We start from the raw sequence: 18,682 nt of genomic DNA on the forward strand, positions 1-18,682 counted from the left end.
CTCAGCGGCGGCCGGTCAGCGGCGGCCGGTCAGCGCGGCGGCCGCTCGCCGCTGCCCCGGGGCACCACCCGGGTGGGCAGCACGACCTGCTCGACCGTCCGGTCGGGGTCCGCGGACCGCGCGACGGCGAGCTCGGCGGCCCGCCGGCCCATCTCGACGGCGTCGTAGGCGACCACGGTGATGCCGAGCAGGTCGGCGAGCTCGAAGTCGTCGAAGCCGACCACGGCGACCTGGTCTCCGCCCGGGGTGTCGCGCAGCGCCTGCAGCGTGCCGACGGTGGCGCGGTTGTTCGCGGCGAGGATCGCGGTGGGCGGCTCGGGGGCCGCGAGCAGCTCGAGGACCAGGTCGCGGGCGGCCGCGGCGTCGTGCGCGCCGGAGCGGACCCACCGCTCGGCGTCGGCCACCCCCGCCTCGCGCAGCGCGGCGAGGAACTCGTCGCTGCGTTCCTGGTAGGTCCACAGGTGCGGCTCGTCGCCCACGAACGCGATGCGGCGGTGCCCGTGCGCGAGCAGGTGCGCGACGGCGGCCCGCGTGCCGCCACGGTTGTCGATGACCACCGTGTCGGCGTCCATCCCGGCCGCCGGCCGGTCCACGACCACGACGGGCAGCCCGGCGGCGATCTCGCCGCGCAGCGCGGAGTGGTCGGCACCCGCCGGGGTGACGATCAGGGCGCCGACCCGGCGTTCGATCAGCTCGCCCGTCAGGGACGCCTCGCGCTCGGGGTCCTCGTCGGACGACGCCGTCAGGAGCTGCAGCCCGTGCTCCCGCAGCTCGCGCTCGATGCCGCTGGCCAGGGCGGAGTAGAACTCGTTGGCCAGGTCGCCGGTGATGAACCCGACGAGCCGCGAGAGGCCGCCCCGGGCCAGGTCGGCGGCCACGGCGTTGCGCCGGAAGCCCAGGGACGCCGCGGCGTCCTGCACCCGTTCGCGCGTCGCGGTGGCCACGTTGGGCTCGCCGTTCAGCACCCGGGAGGCGGTCTTCAGGCTCACCCCTGCCGCCTGCGCCACCACCGCCAGCGTCGGTCGACGCATCACGTCAGGCCCTCCCGTCGTCTGCGCATCAGCATGTCGATGATGATCGCCAGGAGCAGCACCGCGCCCGTGACCATGTACCGCGCGGCCTGGTCCACGTTCATCAGCGTGAGGCCGTTGGCGATGGACTGGATGACCAGCACGCCGAGCACCGCCGACCACGCGCTGCCGCGCCCGCCGAACAGGCTCGTACCGCCGATCACCGCCGCGGCGATCGCCACGAGGTAGGTGTCCGCTCCCCCGGTGCCCTGGTTCGCGGCGCCCAGCCGGCCCGCGGCGAGCACGCCGCCGAGCGCGGCCAGGGTCGAGCAGGCCACGAAGCACAGCACCACGGTCCGCTGCACGGGCACGCCCGCCAGCACGGCCGCACGACGGTCGCCGCCCACGGCCCGGACCGAGCGGCCCCACCGGGTGCGGCGCAGCAGCACGTCCGTGACCACGACGAGCGCCGCGAACAGGACCACCGTGTAGCCGATGCCGCGGGCCGAGCCCAGGTAGGCCACGATCGCGGAGAGCACGGCGGCGAGCACCAGGGTGCGCACCACGATCTGGGGCACGCTCGCGCAGGGCAGGTCCGCGCGCCGACGTCGGGCCCGGGCCACGACCTGCACGGTCACCGTGCCCGCGACGACGAGGGCCACCAGCGCCCACGCGGCGGCCGGCGAGAGGAAGCCCTGCTGCACCGAGCGCACGAACCACGACTCGAACGGCAGGTTGATCGAGCCCATCGGCCCGAGCACGCGGAGCTGCACCCCGGCGAGGAACAGCAGGCCGGCCAGGGTGAACACGAAGCTCGGCAGCCCCAGCCGCGTCGAGAGCGCCCCGTACCCCAGGCCCACCACCACGCCGCAGGCCAGCGCCGCGAGGATCGCGAGCGCCACGGGCCAGCCGAGGTTCACGGAGCCGACGGCGACGACGGCCGCGGCGAGCCCGCTCACCGAGCCGACGGACAGGTCGATCTGGCCGACGAGCAGCACGAGCACGACGCCGAGGGCGATGACGCCGACGGGGGCGCTCTGCAGCGTGAGGTTGACCAGGTTCTCGGGGGCGAGGAAGGCGGGGTTGACGGCGCCGAGCACCACCCAGATGACCAGGAGCGCGGCGAGGATGGGGAGCAGGCTGTTGCCGCCGCGCACCCGCTGCCAGACGGCGCCGGTCAGCCCGACGCCGGTCGCGCCCTGGGGCCCGTTCACCGGCGCACCGCCCGTCCGGAGTCCGCGTGCTTGGTGCCGGGGCGCACCGCGCCGGGCCGGACGGCGCCGGTCATGGCGGCGAGCAGGTCCTCGTAGGACGCGTCGCCGTCGAACACGTCGTGCACGCGGCCGAGCCGGAGCACGAGGATGCGGTCGGCCACGGCCTGCAGGTCGCCCGCCTGGTGGCTGACCAGGACGACGGCGTGCCCGCGCTCGCGCAGCCGGACGATGAGGTTGAGCACCTCGGCGGTCTGGCGCATGCCGAGCGACGCCGTCGGCTCGTCCAGGACGACGACGCGCGGGGAGCCGAGCAGCGCACGGGCCACGGCGACGGTCTGGCGCTGCCCGCCGGACAGGGTGCGGACAGGGTCGCGCACGCTGGGCACGCTGGCGGCGAGCTGGTCGAGCAGGCGCCACGCCTCGCGCTCCATCGCGACCTCGTCGAGCAGCAGGCCGCGCCGGGTCTCGTGCCCGAGGAACAGGTTCTCGACGACGTCGAGGTCGTCCACGAGCGCGAGCTCCTGGAACACGGCCGCGATACCGAGCGCGCGGGCGGCGGCGGGCGAGTCGAGCACCACGGGGCGGGAGTCGAGCAGCACCTGGCCGGCGTCGGGCCGGTGGGCGCCGGCGAGCACGCCGGCGAGCGTGGACTTGCCGGCCCCGTTGTCGCCGACGACGGCGAGCACCTCGTGCTCGTGCACGTCGGCGTCGACGTCCACGAGCGCGCGGACGCCGCCGAACCGCTTGGAGACGCCGCGCAGGGAGAGCACCGGGTCGCTCATCGGGCGCCCTCCCCGATGATGCCCGCGCGCTCGCACGCGTCCCGGTAGGCGGGCACGCAGATCTCGTCCGTGGTGTAGACGTGCCCGTCGACGATGACGTGCTGGACGTCGTCGACGCCCACGGCGCGCGGCGCCAGGAGCACGGTCGGCACGCCCTGGATGACGGCGGTGGTGCGCGGCTCCTCGCCGCGCAGCACGCGCACGGCGAGCTCGGCGGCGGTCTGGGCCTGCTGGTCGGTCGCCTTGTAGACCGTCATGTACTGGTCGCCCGCGACGATGCGCTGCACGGCAGCCAGCTCGCCGTCCTGCCCCGTCGTGACGGGAACCGGGTCGAGGCCCGCGGCCTTGGCCGCGGCGATGGCGCCGCCCGCGATGCCGTCGTTGGCGGCGAGCACGCCGTCGACCTGCCCGGGGAACCGGATGAGCATGGCCTCGGTCCACTCGGTGGCCTTGTCCGGGCTCCAGTCGGGCGTGTAGTACTCGGCGAGCACGTCGATGTCCTCTCCTTCGAGGGCGCGGCGGGTGCCGGCGGCGATGGCGAGCGCGTTGGGCTCGGTCGCCGAGCCGTGCGCCAGCAGCACTCCCGGCCGGTCCGTGTCGTTTCCTCCGGCGTCTTGTCCGGTGTCTTCCCCGGCGTCCGGCCCGGCTTCTGGTTCAGCGTCCTTCTCAGACTCTCGTTCCGTGACCGCACCGGCAAGTGCCGAGCCGAGCAGGAAGCCGATGAACTCGTAGTCGTACGACACGTAGTAGTCCGCGCCGTCCACGAACCGATCGTAGGCGATGACCTGCGCCCCGAGCCGCTTGGCCTGCGCGACGATACCGGCCGCGGCGACCGTGTCGACGGCGTCGAGCACCAGCACGTCGGCGCCCTGCGCGAGCATGGACTCCGCCTGCTGGAGCTGCGCGGCGGCGTCCTGTCCGGCGTTGGCGTACAGCACGGTGCAGCCCGGGCAGCGGCGGCCCGTGACGGCGACGAACGTGGGGTGGTCGGACGCCTCGTAGCGGGCCGTCTGGGCCTCGGGCAGGAGCAGGCCGATCGTCCCCTCGTGCGGCACGCCGGCGGCGCCCGCGGGCTCGGACGGCGCGCACCCGCCGAGCCCGGCCACGAGCGCCACCCCGGCAAGGGCCGCCACAACCGCCCGCCTCCGTTGAGTGCGGGCCATCTGGGGTGTCGAACCGTTTCGAGAGCGCAGATACCCCGCACTCAACGGGCGCTGGAGCGGTCGGCGGTTCATGAGCTCACTCCCAGGGATCCGAACATCCGCGCCTGGTCGAGGGCCGCGGCCAGGGCGCCGCGCACGCCGGCGTCGGCCCCCAGGGCGGACGGGACCACCTCGACGGGGCCGCGGGAGGTGGCGACGACGCGCTGGCCGAGCGAGGTGCGCAGCGGTTCGAGCAGCAGCTCGCCGGCCTCGGCGAGCTTGCCGCCGATGACCACGACGTCGGGGTCGACGAGGTTGCAGAGGTTGGCGAGGGCCACGCCGAGGTGGCGGCCGGCGTCGAAGACGACGCGGCGCGAGCCGGCGTCGCCGTCCTGCGCGCGGGCGACGAGGTCGGCGAGGGTGAGGTGCCCGGCCTCGGGCGGGAGCATGGCGAGGAGGCTGGAGGCGCCGACCAGCATCTCGAGGCAGCCGCGGTTGCCGCAGCGGCACACGGGGCCGTGCTCGTCGACGGACACGTGGCCGATCTCGCCGGCGACGCCGGACCGGCCGTGCACGGCGCGGCCGCCGAGCACGAGCCCGCCGCCGACGCCGTGGGAGACGCGGATGTAGGCGACCGAGTCGTGGCCGGCGCCCGCGCCGAACCGGGCCTCGGCGATCGCGGCGAGCGTGGAGTCGTTGTCGGCGGTGACGGGGACGTCGAGCTCGGAGCCGAGGATCTCGTCGACGTGCACGCCGTCCCAGCCGCGCATCATGCCGACGGTGACGACCTGGCCGGTGCGGATGTCGACGGGCGCGGGCACCCCGACGCCGACGGCGAGCAGCTCGGACGGGTCGGCGTCGACGGACTCGAGCATCTCGCGGATGAGCATGGCGGTGCGCTGCAGGCCGGCGTCGGCGCGGTGGTCGGGCGCGAGCGGCATGCGCTGCTCGGCGAGGACCCGCATGGAGGCGTCGGCGAGCGCGACGCTGAGCGACCGCATGCCGAACCGGATGCCGGCGACGACGCCGAGGTTGCGGGCGAGCGTGACCTGCAGGGCGCGGCGGCCGTTGCGCACCGACTGCGACGTGTGCAGCACGCCCGCGACGGTGAGCTCCTTGACGATGTTCGAGATCGTGGCCGGGGACAGCCCTGTGACGCCGGCCAGCTCGATCTGCGTGAGGGAGCCACGCTGCTGGACGGCGCTCACGATCCTGGCTCGGTTGGCCTCACGCAGCGAGGTCTGCGAGCCCGGTGTTACCCGATCCGCGCGCACAGCGCCCAGGGTAACCGCCTTCCTGCGTGCCCCTGTCTGAAATCAGCCTGGTATGACTGCTTTGGATACACGAACTGAACGTTCAGGTCACGATCCAGCGACGCTTGCGTTCATTTCTTGACACCAAGGACGAGTGGCCGTTCGATAGAGCCGGGTTCACGGGCGTACAGGCGCGCCCGGCCGGTCCACCAGAACGACGTCGTCCTGAGCACGAAGAGACTTCACCTTCGCCGCGTTCGACGTCGACGCCCCGGGCCGGTGCTCCAGCGACCGAGGAAGGTTGAGGGACCCCAGATGCGAGTGAACCAGAGGATGACCGCGACGGTGGCGACAGCCGCTGTGCTCGGTCTCACGCTGGCCGCGTGCGGCGGCAGCGGTGACGGCGGCGACGGCAGCAGCGCGAGCGGCGGAGCCGACCAGGTCGAGGTGTTCACCTGGTGGGCGGCCGGGTCCGAGAAGGCCGGCCTCGACGCCCTCGTCGGCGTGTTCAACGAGCAGCACCCCGACATCGAGTTCGTCAACGGCGCCGTCGCCGGTGGCGCGGGCTCCGCGGCCAAGGACCTGCTGCAGACCCGTCTGCAGGCGCAGGACCCGCCGGACACGTTCCAGGCGCACGCCGGTGCGGAGCTCCAGGACTACATCGACGCCGCGCAGATCGAGGACGTCTCGAACCTGTACGACGAGTTCGGCCTGACCGACGTCTTCCCGGCCGACCTGGTCGACCGGCTCTCGACCGACGACGGCAAGATCTACTCGATCCCGTCGAACATCCACCGCGCGAACGTCGTCTGGGCCAACCCGACGGTGCTCGAGGACAACGGCGTCGACCCCGAGGCGACCTACGACGACCTCGACGCGTGGATGGCCGACCTCGAGAAGCTCGACAAGGCGGGCGTCACCGCCCTGTCCGTCGGCACCACGTGGACGCAGGTCAACCTGCTGGAGACGGTGCTGCTCGCCGACCTGGGCGCCGAGGCGTACAGCGGCCTGTGGGACGGTTCCACCGACTGGAACGGCCCCGAGGTCAAGGCCGCGCTCGAGGACTTCGAGACGCTGATGAGCTACACCAACGACGACCGTGACGGTCTCGACTGGCCCGAGGCGACCCAGATGGTCATCGACGGCACCGCGGCGTTCAACGTCATGGGCGACTGGGCGGTCGCGGCGTTCGAGGAGCAGGACAAGGTGCTCGGCACGGACTTCACCGCGGCGCCGGTCCCCGGCACCGACGGCGTGTTCGACTTCCTGGCCGACTCCTTCACCCTGCCGGTCGGCGCCCCCCACCCGGACGGCGCGAAGGCCTGGCTGGAGACCGTCGGTTCGCTGGACGGGCAGGTCGCGTTCAACAAGGCCAAGGGCTCCATCCCGGCCCGGACCGACGCCGACCCGGCCGACTTCTCGGAGTACCAGCAGACCGCCATCGAGTCGTTCTCGAACGACACGATCGTGTCCTCGCTGGCGCACGGCGCGGCGGCCCCGGTCGCGACGCTGAACGCGATCTCCGACGCCACCAGCAAGTTCACGACCGGTGCGTCCGACCTCGCCGGGTACCAGTCCGAGCTGGCCGCGGCCGCGCAGGGCTGATCCCACGGGTGCCGCAAGCTCCCGCGTAACGCACACCGCCGTACGTCGCGCGCCGTCGGGTCCTCCCGACGGCGCGCGGCTGCGCCCACCCACCCGAGGTACCTACATGCTGAACAAACTGCGGCGAGTCGGGCCACCGCTGCTCATGCTCGCCCCGTCCCTGATCCTCCTCGGCGTCTTCGTCTACGGGCTGATCGCCGCCAACTTCACCACGTCCCTGACGGACAACCACACGGCGGCGCAGGCCACCGGGCAGCAGCCGGCCGTGCTCGTGTGGTTCACCAACTACGTCGACCTGCTGGCCAGCGAGGACTTCCAGCACTCGCTGATGAACCTCGTGCTGTACACGGTCGTGTTCCTCGTCGGGACCATGGTCATGGGCTTCCTGTGGGCGTGGATGCTCGAGAAGCCCATGAAGGGCGAGGGGCTGTTCCGGTCGGTCTACCTCTTCCCGATGGCGGTCTCGTTCGTCGCCTCCGGTGTGGTGTGGCGGTGGCTGCTCAACTCCAACCAGGACGAACAGGCCTCCGGCCTGAACCGGCTGTTCCAGATCGTCGGGCTCGACGCGCTGCAGAACAACTGGTGGAACAACGTCACGTTCGGCATCATCGCCATCGCCATCCCGGCGATCTGGCAGCTCTCCGGCTACGTGATGGCGCTGTTCCTCGCCGGGTTCCGCGGCATCCCCGAGGAGCTGCGCGAGGCGGCCCGGATGGACGGCGCCTCGGAGTGGAAGCTGTACCGGCACGTGCTGTTCCCGCAGCTCTCGCCGGTCGCGCTGTCCGCGCTGATCATCATCGGCCACATGTCGCTCAAGGCGTTCGACCTCATCATGTCGATCTCCAAGCCGGCCAACTACCAGACCAAGGTGCCGGCCGTGGACATGTTCGTGTTCAAGTCGAGCTTCGACTACGCGAACGCCGCCGCCGTCGGCTCGATCCTGCTGATCATCGTCGCGATCGTCATCGTGCCCTACCTGGTCCGCACGAACCGCGAGGAGAAGCGATGACCGCCGAAGCCGAACAGCTCACCGCGCACCGCCCGGCGCCCGTCGCGCCGCGCGTGCACAAGGGCCGGTACTCGCTCGCGCGCACCCTGAAGTACGCGGCGCTGATCTTCTTCCTGGTCATCGTCCTGATCCCGGTTTACGTGCTGCTGGTGACCAGCTTCAAGGGCACCGGCGACGCCGACCCGAGCCGCGCCTGGGCCCTGCCCCAGATCTGGACCATGGACAACTGGGCCACGGCGTGGACCACGCTGGCGCCCGCGATCGGGCGCACCCTGGCGATCGTCGTGCCGAGCTCGATCATCTCGGCGTTCCTCGGCTCGCTGAACGGGTTCGTGCTCTCCCGCTGGAGCTTCCGCGGCGCGGACATCGTGTTCACGCTGATCCTGTTCGGCATGTTCATCCCGTACCAGGCGGTGATGATCCCGCTGACCCAGCTCGTCCTGGACATCGGCATCCCCACGGGTGTGCCCACGCTGATCATGCTGCACGTGGTCTACGGCATCCCGATCACGACGCTGATCTTCCGCAACTACTACCAGACCGTGCCGCACGAGCTCATCGAGGCCGGGCGCGTCGACGGCGCGGGCATGCTGCGCACCTACTGGTCGATCGTGCTGCCCATCTCGATCCCCAGCTTCGTCGTGGTGCTCATCTGGCAGTTCACGTCGGCGTGGAACGACTTCCTGTTCGCGGTGTTCTTCTCGTCGTCGCAGAACGGCCCCGTGACCGTGGCGCTGAACAACCTCGCCAACGGCGCGCTGCTGCAGAACTACGGCGTCTCGATGGCCGGCGCGCTGTTCGCGTCGCTGCCGACCCTGCTGGTCTACATCATCCTCGGCAAGTACTTCGTCGGCGGCCTGATGTCGGGCTCGGTCAAGGGCTGACCCTTCCCGCCCTAGCCCCTCACCCCCACTCCCCCAGGACGTGTCAGACGTACAGGTCACCCGGGTGACCTGTACGTCTGACACGTTCAGTCCGTTTGGGGGGACGACGGCGTCGGGGCCGGGGCCGTCGTCTCCAGGGCGTGGATCAGGGACTGGGCGTCGTACGGGCCCGTGTGCCGGCGGCCGTTGACGAAGAACGTCGGCACGGCGGTGACCTCCATGGCCTCGGCGTCGAGCACGTCGTCGCGCACCCGGCCGGCGACCTCCGGCGAGACCAGGTCCCGCTCGAACCGGTCGACGTCGAGCCCGAGCTCCGTGGCCCGCCGCACGATGTCGGACGGGAGCTGGTTCTCCTGGTCCAGCAGCAGGCTGCGCTCCATGTCGAAGAACTTGCCCTGCAGCGCCGCGGCCTCCGAGGCCTCGGCCGCCGCGACGGCGTTCGGGTGGTACCGGTCCAGCGGCGCGTGCCGCCAGACGTACCGCAGCCGGTCGCCGAGCTCGCGGTGCACCTCCTGGATGGCGCCCGACGCCTTGGAGCAGAACCCGCACTGGAAGTCGCCGTACTCCACCAGCGTGTACGGCGCGTCGACGGGACCGTACACGTGGTCGCGGGCTGGGTCGACGGGGCGCAGCAGCGTGGCGCCCGCCTCCTTGGACGGGTGCACGCGGTCGGAGATCTTGAAGATCACCGCGGCGAGCAGGAACGCGATGACCGACGCCGTCAGCACGCCCACCCGGGCCTCGTTCTGCACCCCCGGGTCGTCGATGGCGAGGTCGACGATGAACAGCGAGATCGTGAAGCCGATGCCGCACAGCGCGCCGCCCCCGGCGAGCCGGTCGAGCGACAGCCCGGGCCCGAGGTCGCCGATGCGGAAGACGCGCATGACCGTGCCCGAGCCCAGCACGCCGATGAACTTGCCGACCACGAGGCCGATGATGATGCCCCAGGTGATGGCGGACCCGGCCGCCGCCGACAGGATCTCGGCGTTGATCTGCACGCCCGCGTTGGCCAGGGCGAACAGCGGCAGGATCACGTACGCCACGTACGGGGCGTAGGCGGTCTGGAGCCGCTCGTTGATCGAGATCGACTCGCGCAGGCTGTTCGCCGCGGCCCGCGCGTAGTCGCTGTTCGGCGACTGCCGGAACGTGCGCGCCAGCGTCAGCGCGTGCTCGACGTCGCGCCGGCTGGGCCGGTAGACCGGCACGAGCAGCGCGATGGCGACGCCCGCCAGGGTCGGGTGCACGCCCGAGGCCAGGAACGCGCCCCACACCACGATCGAGAGCGTGGCGTAGATGGGCCCGCGGCCCGTGGGCACGTACCGCGTGAGGTAGACGCCGACCAGGCCCACCGCCGCGATGAGCAGCGGCAGCGGGTCGAAGTTCTCGGTGTAGACCAGCGCGATGATGCTCAGGGCGCCGATGTCGTCCACGACCGCGAGCGCCAGCAGGAAGACTCTGAGCCGGCCGGGCGCGCGTGGCCCGATCAGGGCGAGCGCGCCGACGACGAACGCGGTGTCCGTGGAGATGACGATCCCCCAGGCGTGCTCCCAGCCGGAGCCTCGCGCGATGAGCACGTAGAGCACGGCGGGCACCACGAGCCCGGCGACGGCGGCGGCGACCGGGACCATGGCGCGCGACCAGCTCGTCAGCTCGCCGATGGCGAACTCGCGCCGCACCTCCAGGCCGACGGTGAAGAAGAAGATCGCCATGAGCGCGTCGTTGACCAGGGCGTGCAGCGTGAACTCGATCTGCAGGTCGCCGACGCCGAGGTTGAGGTGGGTCTCCCAGAACTCGCTGTACGACTCGTAGGAGACGTTGGCCCAGACGATCGCCGCGACGGTGCCGAGCAGCAGGAGGAGCGCGCCGAGGCGGCTCTCGCCGAGCGAGCGGATCCAGACGGCGATCGAGGGCCAGCGGGGTCCCGGGTCGTGCGTCTCGGGGTCGGGCGACCGCTCGATAATGGTCAGGTTCGCCATCTTTTCTCCTGTTTCGCGCGTCGCCACGGCCGGTCAGCATGAAAAGTAGTGATTCTTGCCGCTCAGATTAGTGCGCGATCCCCATGGTTCCGCGGGTTTTCACCCGCCCGACGACGCGCGCCCGCGCTCCCGGTGACGCCCGCGCCGGCACTCGCCCGGGGACTCAACCGGCGACTCAGCCGGCATCCTGCGCGACCCACCCGGGCGCGTCGGGGCGCACCGCGCCGTCGCCGACCAGCGTGGTGAGGCGTTCCTCGAGCAGGGCGAGCTCCGTGGTGCCGATCCGCCGCTCCCACGCCTCGCGCAGCCCGTCGAAGATCGCCTCCCCCTGACGCAGCACGTCGAAGCCGAGCTCGGTCACCCGCAGCCGCTTGCGCCGGGCGTCGGCGGGGTCGGCCTCGCTGGAGACGTAGCCGCGGTCCACGAGGACCGCGATCGTCTTCGCCGCCGCCTGCTTCGAGACGGACGTGCGCCGGCCCACCTCGGAGGCGCTGTCGGCGCCCGCGGCGACGGCCCGCATCACGAAGTCGTGGACCGGGCGGAAGTCGTCGTAGCCGCGTGCGGCCAGCTCGGCCGTCGCGGCGTCCACGAGCGTGCGGTAGCCGCCCAGGAGCAGAAGGGCGAGGTCGGCGCCGGATCGAGACATGGCGTCAGCCTATGTGGCCGCTGGACAAAGACAACTTGGTTGACTAGTTTTAGACAACCACGTTGTCGATCTATCGCTCGCCCCCAGGAGATGACCCGCATGAACCCCACGACCTCTGCTCCCACGACGTCTGCCCCCACCGCCGCCGACCCCACAACCGCCACCCAAGGCGTGGCGCACCACACCGCGCGCCTGAACGGCACCGAGCTGCACTACGTGTCGGCGGGCACCGAGGGCACCCCGGTCCTGCTCGTACACGGTTTCCCCGAGACCTGGTGGGCGTTCCACCGGGTGATCCCCCTGCTGGCCGAGCGGCACCGGGTGTTCGCCGTCGACCTGCGCGGCTTCGGTGACTCGGAGACCCTCCCGGGCACCACTACGGAGCCCACGGAGGGAGCCAGCGCGACCGCGGCCGAGGACCTGCACCGGCTGGTCGAGCACCTCGGCCTCGGCCCGGTGCACCTGCTGGGCCAGGACATCGCCGGGGCCACGGTGTTCCGGCTCGCCGCGACGCACCCCGAGGACGTCGCCAGCCTCACCGCCGTCGAGATGGGCCTGGCCGGCTTCGGGCTGGAGGGCCTCGCCGACGTCACGCACGGCGGCTCCTGGCACGTGGGCGCTCTGGCGGCCCCCGGCGTCCCCGAGCTGCTGCTCGCCGGGCGCGAGCGCGACTTCCTGGGCGGCTGGGTGTTCCCCACCATGACGGCGGCGCCGGACGCGGTCACCGAGGCGGACGTCGCCGAGCTGGCGCGCACCTACTCCCGTCCCGGCGGATGGCGCGGCGCGGCCGGCCTGTACCGGTCGATGCTCACCGAGGGCGCCGAGCTCAGGGCCCTCGCCGAGGCGAGCCCCCTGACCGTCCCCGTGCTGGCGGTCGGCTCGAGCGGCGGGCCGTTCACCGCGGGGACCATGAGCCAGGTCGCCGACGGTGAGGTCCGGTCCGTGCTGCTGGACGGCGTCGGGCACCATGTCGCGCTCGAGGCGCCGGAGGCGCTGGCCGAGGCGGTCCTCGCCTTCCTGGCTGACATCGACTTCCCCACCGACGTCGACGATCAAGCCGACCGCCAAGACAGCGACGCCGACAGCGACGCCGACAGCGAGGCCCGCACCCGGCCCTGACCTACGCTGACCCCCATGGCCCCCGATCCCGAGCCCGAGCTCGACAGCGACTTCCAGGCCGTCGGGATCGACGACGACACCCGCCTCGTCTACCGGTACGTGCTCGCGCAGGGCACGGTGCGGGTGGAGGACGTCGGGGCGGAGGTGCCGCTGGAGGGCACGGACCCGGCCGGGATGCTGGCGCGGCTGCGCGCGGCGGGCCTGATCAACCGCACGAGCGGGAACGACGGCGAGTACACCGCGGTGGACCCGCGCGTGGCCCTGCGGGCGCTGACCGACCGCACGGCGGCGCAGCTCGACCGGGTCCGGTCCACCATCCCGGACCTGGCCGGGCTGTTCGAGCAGACGTCCGACGTCGCCGGCTCGGGCGCGGGGGTGCACGTGATCGACGACCCGGCGCTGATCGGCGCCTGGTACACGCGCATGGAGCACGAGGTCACGGGCGAGTTCATGGCCTTCGACCGGCCGCCGTACGTGCTCGCGGACGAGAACCCCGTCGAGCCGCTCGCCCTGGCGCGCGGCGTGCAGTGGCGGGCCGTGTACGCGGCGGAGGTGCTGGACCTGCCGGGAGCGTGGGCGGAGCTGCGGCACGCGGCGTCGGTGGGCGAGCAGGCCCGGATCGCGCGGTCGCTGCCCACCAAGCTCGCCATCGCGGACCGGCGCACGGCGCTGGTCAGCTCGAACCTCGACCCGCAGCACCCGGGCGCCGTCGTCGTCGAGGGTGGGCCGCTCGTGGACCTGCTGGTCGCGACGTTCGAGGCGGTGTGGGCCGACGCCGTCGAGATCCCGCCCGCCGACAGCCTCGCGGGCGCCACTGCCCCGGACCGCGGTCCGGGCAAGGACGACCGGGCGCTGCTCGCCCTGCTCGGCTCGGGGGCCAAGGACGAGGCGATCGCGCGCGAGCTCGGCCTCTCGGAGCGGACGCTGCGGCGCCGCAGCGCGGACCTCCTGCGGCGCCTGGGCGCCGCCAACCGCTTCCAGGCGGGGGTCCAGGCGGTCCGCAAGGGCTGGCTCTGACGACGTGTCAGACACACAGGTCCCCCGAGTGACCTGTGTGTCTGACACGTCGGTGGGGCGGGGCGGGGCGGGGTGAAAAGTGCCCTCCCGCGTGACGCCCATGTAAAACCTTGCGGCCGGTACCGGCCAGTGGCCACATCCGGCCATTCCGCCCATTGCCCACGCAGGGTAGCGCGGACTAGACAGCCCTCATGCAACCTCTGCCCTCCGGCCGACGCCGGGGTCTCCTGCTCGGGAGCACCCTCGTCTCGGCCTCACTGGTCCTGTCACCCGGCGTCGCCGTCGCGGCCCCGGCCGCACCCGACGCCGACCCGGTGCGCGTCATCATCGAGCTCGACTCCCCCACCGCCGCCGACGTCGTCGGCGAGGAGGCTGTCGCCGCCGCCCGCACCGGGTCCGGCTCCGCCCGGGCGCGCAGTGCCTTCGCCGCGGACTACCGCGCCGCCGTCGACGAGGTCGAGGAGGCCCAGCAGGGCGTCACCGCCTGGGCCGAGCAGCGCGACGTCGAGCTCGAGAAGCCCGAGTCCGTCACCGGCCTGCTGTCCGCCGTCGTCGCCACCGTGGACCCCGCGGACCTCGCCGAGCTGCGCTCCGCCCCCGGCGTCGCGCGCGTCACCGAGAGCGCCGCGGTGCGCATCCTCGGCGACGAGGCGAACATCCCCGCCACCGGCGCGCCCCAGGTCTGGGAGCGCGACGACGCCGACGGCGCCCCCGTCACGGGCGACGGCCGCACCGTGGCGATCATCGACACGGGCATCGACTACACGCTGGCCGACCTCGGCGGCGGGTTCGGCCCCGGCCACCGCGTGGCCGACGGCTACGACTTCGTCAACGACGACGCCGACCCCATGGACGACCACATGCACGGCACGCACGTGGCCGGCATCGTCGGCGCGGGCGGCGACAACCTCACGGGCATGGCGCCCGACGTGACGCTCACGGCCTGGAAGGCCATGGACGCCAACGGCGGCGGCACCACCGAGGACCTGCTGCTCGCGCTGGAGGCCGCGACCGACCCGCTGGGCGACTACCCGGCCGACGTCGTGAACATGAGTCTCGGCACGCCCGGCGACGGCACCGACCCGCTGGGCCGCGCCTCGACCGCCGCCGTGCGGCAGGGCGTCGTCGTCGTGGCCGCTGCCGGCAACGCCGGCCCCTACGACCAGACCGTCAGCTCGCCGGCCGCCGCCGAGGGCGTCATCGCCGTCGGCGCGCAGGTCACCGGTGTGTCCGACCCGACGCTCACACTGGCCGGCGCCAAGCGCGGCGACGCGGCCCGTCCGCTGGACGTCACGCGCTTCCCGATGTCGGCCAACCCGCCGGCCAAGGGCATCACGGCCCGCCTGGTCGACGTCGGCGACGGCTTCGAGGAGGAGGACTACGAGCAGGCCGGCGACGTGCGCGGCGCGATCGTCGTCATCCAGAGCCTGACGGTCGGCTCGCTGGGCGAGGTGCTCGGCCCGCACCTGCTGCAGGCCCAGCTCGCCGAGGAGCACGGCGCCGTGGGCGCCCTGCTGTACTCGCCGAGCCCGACCGACCCCGCCGGCGAGGGCGGCGCGGGCCCGCAGGGCTCCGCGAGCATCCTGGCCGGCGGCGGCTTCGACCTGCGCCGCGAGTCCCTGGTCATGATGAACATCAGCTCGGCCCAGTACCAGACCTTCAAGGCGGAGGTCGCGGCCGGCACCGCGCGCGGCACCATCGGCTCGGTCGACCAGACCGACACGATCACGGACTTCAGCTCCCGCGGCCCGAGCGACGCCATGACGCTCAAGCCCGAGATCGTGGCGCCGGGCTTCGAGATCATGTCCGACATCCCGGCCATGTTCGAGGTGGACGGCGACCAGTACCGCATGTCCGGCACCTCGATGGCGGCGCCGCACGTCGCCGGGGCCGCGGCCCTGCTGGCCCAGGCCCGTCCCGAGCAGAACGCCGAGCAGCTCCGCGCGAGCCTCATCGGCAGCGCGCAGCCCCTGGACTCCGACGACGCCGAGGTGTCGCCGTCCGCCCAGGGCGCCGGCAAGCTCGACGTCGCCGCCGCCGTCGACCAGCAGGTCACGGCCGCGCCCGACGCCCTCTCCCTGGGGCTCGCCGACATGGGCTCCAAGCCGGCCCGCACCAGCACCGTGGTGCTGCGCAACGCCGGCACGAAGGCCGTCACCGTCAAGCTCGCGGCGAAGCCCGCCGCGACGAGCACGGGCGAGGCCGAGCTGTCCGCCCGCCAGGTCAAGATCCCGGCCGGGCGCAGCGCGTCCATCGACCTCACGGTCACCCCGGACACCCACGCCCCGGACGCGGGCGACACCGAGACCTCGGGCGTCGTGGTCGGCACCGTCTCCGACGGCACGACCGTGCGCATCCCCTACGCCGCCTACGTGCGGCCGCTGCAGGTGCAGTCCTCGCCGTCTCTCGCGACGGGGAGCACCGACGTCTTCGTCTACGCGCCCATGACGCCCGAGACGACACCGACCGCGACGGCGACCGCGCCGTCCGGCGAGAAGTACACCGCGGCCCTGAGCCCCGTCAGCTCCAGCCCCGGCTGGTTCCGCGGCACCGTGCCGCTCGACGAGCCCGGCACCTACGCGATCGACGCCCGCGCGACCGTCACCGGCCGCACCCTGACCGGTACCGGTGGCGTGCAGTCCGAGGGCACCGACCAGCCCGGCGCGTGGGAGCAGGTCGGCCTGACGGGCGCGGCCCGCGAGCTGGCGACCTCGCCCACGGCCCCGGGGACGGGCCTGGCGATGGCCGGGTCCGGCGTGCACCCGTTCGTCACCTCGGACTACGGCCAGACCTGGCAGCGGGTGCGCAGCATGCCCGTCGCCGACGGCTGGGGCATCCCCGTGGCCGACACCACGACGCCCGGCGGGTTCTACGTGGCCCTGAACGGCGCCGCCGGCAAGGTCACCCTGGACCCCAGCTACTCCGGCCGCATCGTGCACACGCCCGACGCCGGGGCCACGTGGACCGTCCTGCCGTTCCCGGACGTCGCGATCAGCGAGCTCGTCGCCCACGGTGACACGCTCGCCGCGATCAGCGACGACGGCCTCTACCTCAGCCGGGACGGCGGGCAGCGCTGGCGCCGCGTCGCCCCGGAGTGGAGCGGCAACGTGTCCGGCGCCGCGTTCGCCGGCGACGACCTGCTCATCGCCACCTACGACGGCGTCTACCGGGTCGCCGGCGCGCTGACCGGCGGCACCCAGGTCACGCAGCCGTACGTCACCACCGACTACCGCGACCGCCCGCAGGGCGTCGTGGCCGAGGGGTCCACCGCCGTGCTGGTGCGCGGCGACGGCGTCTCGCTCACCTCGTCCGACTCGGGCGTGACCTGGACGGAGGGCGCCGACACCGAGCAGTCCTACGTCACCGTCACCACGCTGACCGACGGCACCGTGTACGCGTCGGGCCTGTCGTCCTACAGCACGAGCACCGACCTCGGGCAGACGTGGCAGCGCCACCCGCTGCCCGTGCGCGGCCCGCTCGCCACCGACGTCGACCACTGGCCCGGCACCCCCGCCGAGCAGATCGTCATGTCGATGGAGAACGCCGGGATCTACACGACCGACGACGGCGAGGAATGGACCAAGGCGGGCGTCTCCGGCACCGACGTCTCCGGCGTGCACGCCGGGGTCGACGCCGACGGCGAGGCCGTGCTGCGCGCCGTCGACTACGAGGGCCTGCACCAGCGGTCGCTGGCCGAACTCGGCCCCGAGCAGAACTGGGGCTCGATCGGCCACGAGGGCGTCATCGGCCGCCAGGTCTCCGCGGTGACCCAGTCGCCGCTGGGCGACCACGACGTCTGGGCCATCGGCTCCAACGCGCTGGGCGGCGGCCGCATCCTGACGGCAGGCGCCGGCGAGTCCGACGCCGACCTCGCCCAGGTGGGCCCGAGGGGCGGCTACAGCCCGACGGCGCTGGCCGTCTCCCCGCACGCCGAGGGCACGGTCGCGGTGGGCTACACGTCGCTCGTCGACACCGGGCTCATGGTCTCGACGAACGGCTTCGAGACCTGGACCAGCTACGCCCACCAGGTGCTGGTGCAGCAGATCGTGGTCGACCCGGCCAAGAAGAACCGGCTGTGGCTGGCCACGACGTCCGGCCTGTACCGCTCCGACGACCTCGGCAAGACGCTCACCCGGCTGACCCGGGACGAGGTCCGGTCCGTGTGGGTCGACCCCGCCGACACCGGCCACGTCGTGATCGGCGAGGCACCCGGCATCCGCGTCAGCACGGACGGCGGCAAGACCTTCGCCGACGCCGAGGTGCCGAACACGTCCGCCTCGGTGGGCACGTTCGTCGCCGTCGAGGTGCCGGACGGCCCGGCCGCGGGCACCGAGCTCCTGGTCGCGGGTGCCGCCCGCTGGCGCCCGTACGGCCTCGCGGCCAACGGCGCCGGGGTGTTCGTCTCGGCCGACGGCGGCGCCACGTGGGCGTCGGCGTCGAACGACCTGACCGCGATGTCGGTGCGCTCCCTGACCGTGAGCCCCGACGGCGCCTGGGTCTACGCCGGGGCCGACGAGGGTGGTGTGCACCGCACGGCGGTGAGCGACCTCGTGCCCGACGACCTGCTGCCCGCGGCGACCAGCACGCAGATCAAGGCCCCGTCCTCGGTCCGCCCGCTGGAGCCGTTCCTGGTGAAGGTCACCGTGTCCGCCGACGACGAGAAGCCGTCGGGACGGGTCACCGTCACCGTGGGCCGCGAGGGCGACCGGCACTCGTACGAGCGCACCGTGAAGCTGCGGGGCGGGAAGGCCGACGTGCTGGTGCCGCCGCTCCTGCGGGCCGGCGACTACACGATCACGGCGGAGTACGAGGGGACCGAGGACCTGGGGGCCTCGGAGGCGACCGCGGAGCTGGAGGTGAAGCGGCGCTGAGCTGACGGTCACGCGGGCGTAGCCCGCAAGGTGTGATCGGTAGAAGGTCAGGTGGTCGGTACCCCGGGGTGCCGACCACCTGACCTTTTGCCGACCACCCGTGCGGACCGCTGCTCGCCGCGCCTCCGCCGGGGCCCGGTGGCAGGGTGAGCGC

13 protein-coding genes are annotated in these 18,682 nt (G+C 73.0%); 6 read left to right on the top strand and 7 right to left on the bottom strand.

Features of this window, described 5'->3' with window-relative positions; translation table 11 throughout:
• Nucleotides 1-29 precede the first annotated feature (29 nt).
• The 5 genes from FHX71_RS10565 to FHX71_RS10585 form a co-directional block, all read right to left on the bottom strand.
• Nucleotides 30-1,031: a LacI family DNA-binding transcriptional regulator gene (locus tag FHX71_RS10565; protein WP_182616027.1), complete on the bottom strand. Its 1,002-nt coding sequence runs from the start codon at nucleotides 1,029-1,031 to the stop codon at nucleotides 30-32.
• Nucleotides 1,031-2,224, bottom strand: a complete 1,194-nt coding sequence (locus FHX71_RS10570; protein WP_182616030.1) for a sugar ABC transporter permease — start codon at nucleotides 2,222-2,224, stop codon at nucleotides 1,031-1,033. The genes FHX71_RS10565 and FHX71_RS10570 overlap by 1 nt, the downstream gene beginning before the upstream one ends.
• Entirely contained in the window at nucleotides 2,221-3,006 is a 786-nt protein-coding gene (locus tag FHX71_RS10575; RefSeq protein WP_182616032.1) for an ATP-binding cassette domain-containing protein, read from the bottom strand. Before FHX71_RS10575 ends, FHX71_RS10570 begins: the two co-directional genes overlap by 4 nt.
• Nucleotides 3,003-4,139, bottom strand: a complete 1,137-nt coding sequence (locus FHX71_RS10580; protein ID WP_182616034.1) for a substrate-binding domain-containing protein — start codon at nucleotides 4,137-4,139, stop codon at nucleotides 3,003-3,005. Before FHX71_RS10580 ends, FHX71_RS10575 begins: the two co-directional genes overlap by 4 nt.
• Before the next feature lie 98 nt (nucleotides 4,140-4,237).
• On the bottom strand, nucleotides 4,238-5,356 hold the full coding sequence (locus tag FHX71_RS10585) for an ROK family transcriptional regulator (protein WP_312876999.1): 1,119 nt from the start codon (nucleotides 5,354-5,356) through the stop codon (nucleotides 4,238-4,240).
• A gap of 378 nt (nucleotides 5,357-5,734) precedes the next feature.
• Between FHX71_RS10585 and FHX71_RS10590 the strand changes: the two genes are divergently transcribed.
• The 3 genes from FHX71_RS10590 (at nucleotide 5,735) to FHX71_RS10600 (ending at nucleotide 8,899) form a co-directional block, all read left to right on the top strand.
• Nucleotides 5,735-7,006, top strand: coding sequence for an ABC transporter substrate-binding protein (locus FHX71_RS10590; protein WP_182616037.1), 1,272 nt, complete (start codon nucleotides 5,735-5,737; stop codon nucleotides 7,004-7,006).
• Between the two features lie 106 nt (nucleotides 7,007-7,112).
• Complete coding sequence (locus FHX71_RS10595; RefSeq protein WP_182616039.1) at nucleotides 7,113-8,015, top strand: carbohydrate ABC transporter permease; 903 nt, start codon at nucleotides 7,113-7,115, stop codon at nucleotides 8,013-8,015.
• Nucleotides 8,012-8,899: a carbohydrate ABC transporter permease gene (locus FHX71_RS10600; RefSeq protein WP_182616041.1), complete on the top strand. Its 888-nt coding sequence runs from the start codon at nucleotides 8,012-8,014 to the stop codon at nucleotides 8,897-8,899. Before FHX71_RS10595 ends, FHX71_RS10600 begins: the two co-directional genes overlap by 4 nt.
• 86 nt (nucleotides 8,900-8,985) lie before the next feature.
• Here the strand turns inward: FHX71_RS10600 and nhaA are convergent, their stop codons facing one another.
• Both nhaA and FHX71_RS10610 read right to left on the bottom strand, forming a co-directional pair.
• Nucleotides 8,986-10,875: a Na+/H+ antiporter NhaA gene (gene nhaA, locus FHX71_RS10605; RefSeq protein WP_182616042.1), complete on the bottom strand. Its 1,890-nt coding sequence runs from the start codon at nucleotides 10,873-10,875 to the stop codon at nucleotides 8,986-8,988.
• A 175-nt stretch (nucleotides 10,876-11,050) separates the two neighbouring features.
• Nucleotides 11,051-11,521 (bottom strand): MarR family winged helix-turn-helix transcriptional regulator, encoded by a 471-nt coding sequence (locus tag FHX71_RS10610; protein WP_182616044.1) that lies wholly within the window; start codon nucleotides 11,519-11,521, stop codon nucleotides 11,051-11,053.
• Between the two features lie 99 nt (nucleotides 11,522-11,620).
• Here FHX71_RS10610 and FHX71_RS10615 point away from each other — a divergent pair, with 99 nt between their 5' ends.
• The 3 genes from FHX71_RS10615 to FHX71_RS10625 all read left to right on the top strand — a co-directional run bounded on the left by FHX71_RS10615 (nucleotide 11,621) and on the right by FHX71_RS10625 (nucleotide 18,528).
• Nucleotides 11,621-12,640 carry an alpha/beta fold hydrolase gene (locus FHX71_RS10615; RefSeq protein WP_246402504.1) on the top strand — a complete coding sequence of 340 codons (1,020 nt, stop codon included), beginning with the start codon at nucleotides 11,621-11,623 and terminating at the stop codon, nucleotides 12,638-12,640.
• Between the two features lie 15 nt (nucleotides 12,641-12,655).
• Complete coding sequence (locus tag FHX71_RS10620) at nucleotides 12,656-13,657, top strand: helix-turn-helix domain-containing protein (RefSeq protein WP_182616046.1); 1,002 nt, start codon at nucleotides 12,656-12,658, stop codon at nucleotides 13,655-13,657.
• Nucleotides 13,658-13,848: 191 nt separating this feature from the next.
• Nucleotides 13,849-18,528, top strand: a complete 4,680-nt coding sequence (locus FHX71_RS10625) for a S8 family serine peptidase (protein WP_182616048.1) — start codon at nucleotides 13,849-13,851, stop codon at nucleotides 18,526-18,528.
• The last annotated feature ends 154 nt before the right edge of the window (nucleotides 18,529-18,682 follow it).

Source organism: Promicromonospora sukumoe (assembly GCF_014137995.1).
Classification (GTDB): Bacteria; Actinomycetota; Actinomycetes; order Actinomycetales; family Cellulomonadaceae; genus Promicromonospora; species Promicromonospora sukumoe.

Excerpts from the sequence above, each read along its gene's own strand:
- FHX71_RS10575 (WP_182616032.1), bottom strand. The coding sequence starts at position 3,006 with ATGAGCGACCCGGTGCTCTCCCTGCGCGGCGTCTCCAAGCGGTTCGGC.
- FHX71_RS10615 (WP_246402504.1), top strand. The coding sequence starts at position 11,621 with ATGAACCCCACGACCTCTGCTCCCACGACGTCTGCCCCCACCGCCGCC.
- FHX71_RS10610 (WP_182616044.1), bottom strand. The coding sequence starts at position 11,521 with ATGTCTCGATCCGGCGCCGACCTCGCCCTTCTGCTCCTGGGCGGCTAC.
- FHX71_RS10590 (WP_182616037.1), top strand. The coding sequence starts at position 5,735 with ATGACCGCGACGGTGGCGACAGCCGCTGTGCTCGGTCTCACGCTGGCC.
- nhaA (WP_182616042.1), bottom strand. The coding sequence starts at position 10,875 with ATGGCGAACCTGACCATTATCGAGCGGTCGCCCGACCCCGAGACGCAC.
- FHX71_RS10595 (WP_182616039.1), top strand. The coding sequence starts at position 7,113 with ATGCTGAACAAACTGCGGCGAGTCGGGCCACCGCTGCTCATGCTCGCC.
- FHX71_RS10620 (WP_182616046.1), top strand. The coding sequence starts at position 12,656 with ATGGCCCCCGATCCCGAGCCCGAGCTCGACAGCGACTTCCAGGCCGTC.
- FHX71_RS10600 (WP_182616041.1), top strand. The coding sequence starts at position 8,012 with ATGACCGCCGAAGCCGAACAGCTCACCGCGCACCGCCCGGCGCCCGTC.
- FHX71_RS10565 (WP_182616027.1), bottom strand. The coding sequence starts at position 1,031 with ATGCGTCGACCGACGCTGGCGGTGGTGGCGCAGGCGGCAGGGGTGAGC.
- FHX71_RS10625 (WP_182616048.1), top strand. The coding sequence starts at position 13,849 with ATGCAACCTCTGCCCTCCGGCCGACGCCGGGGTCTCCTGCTCGGGAGC.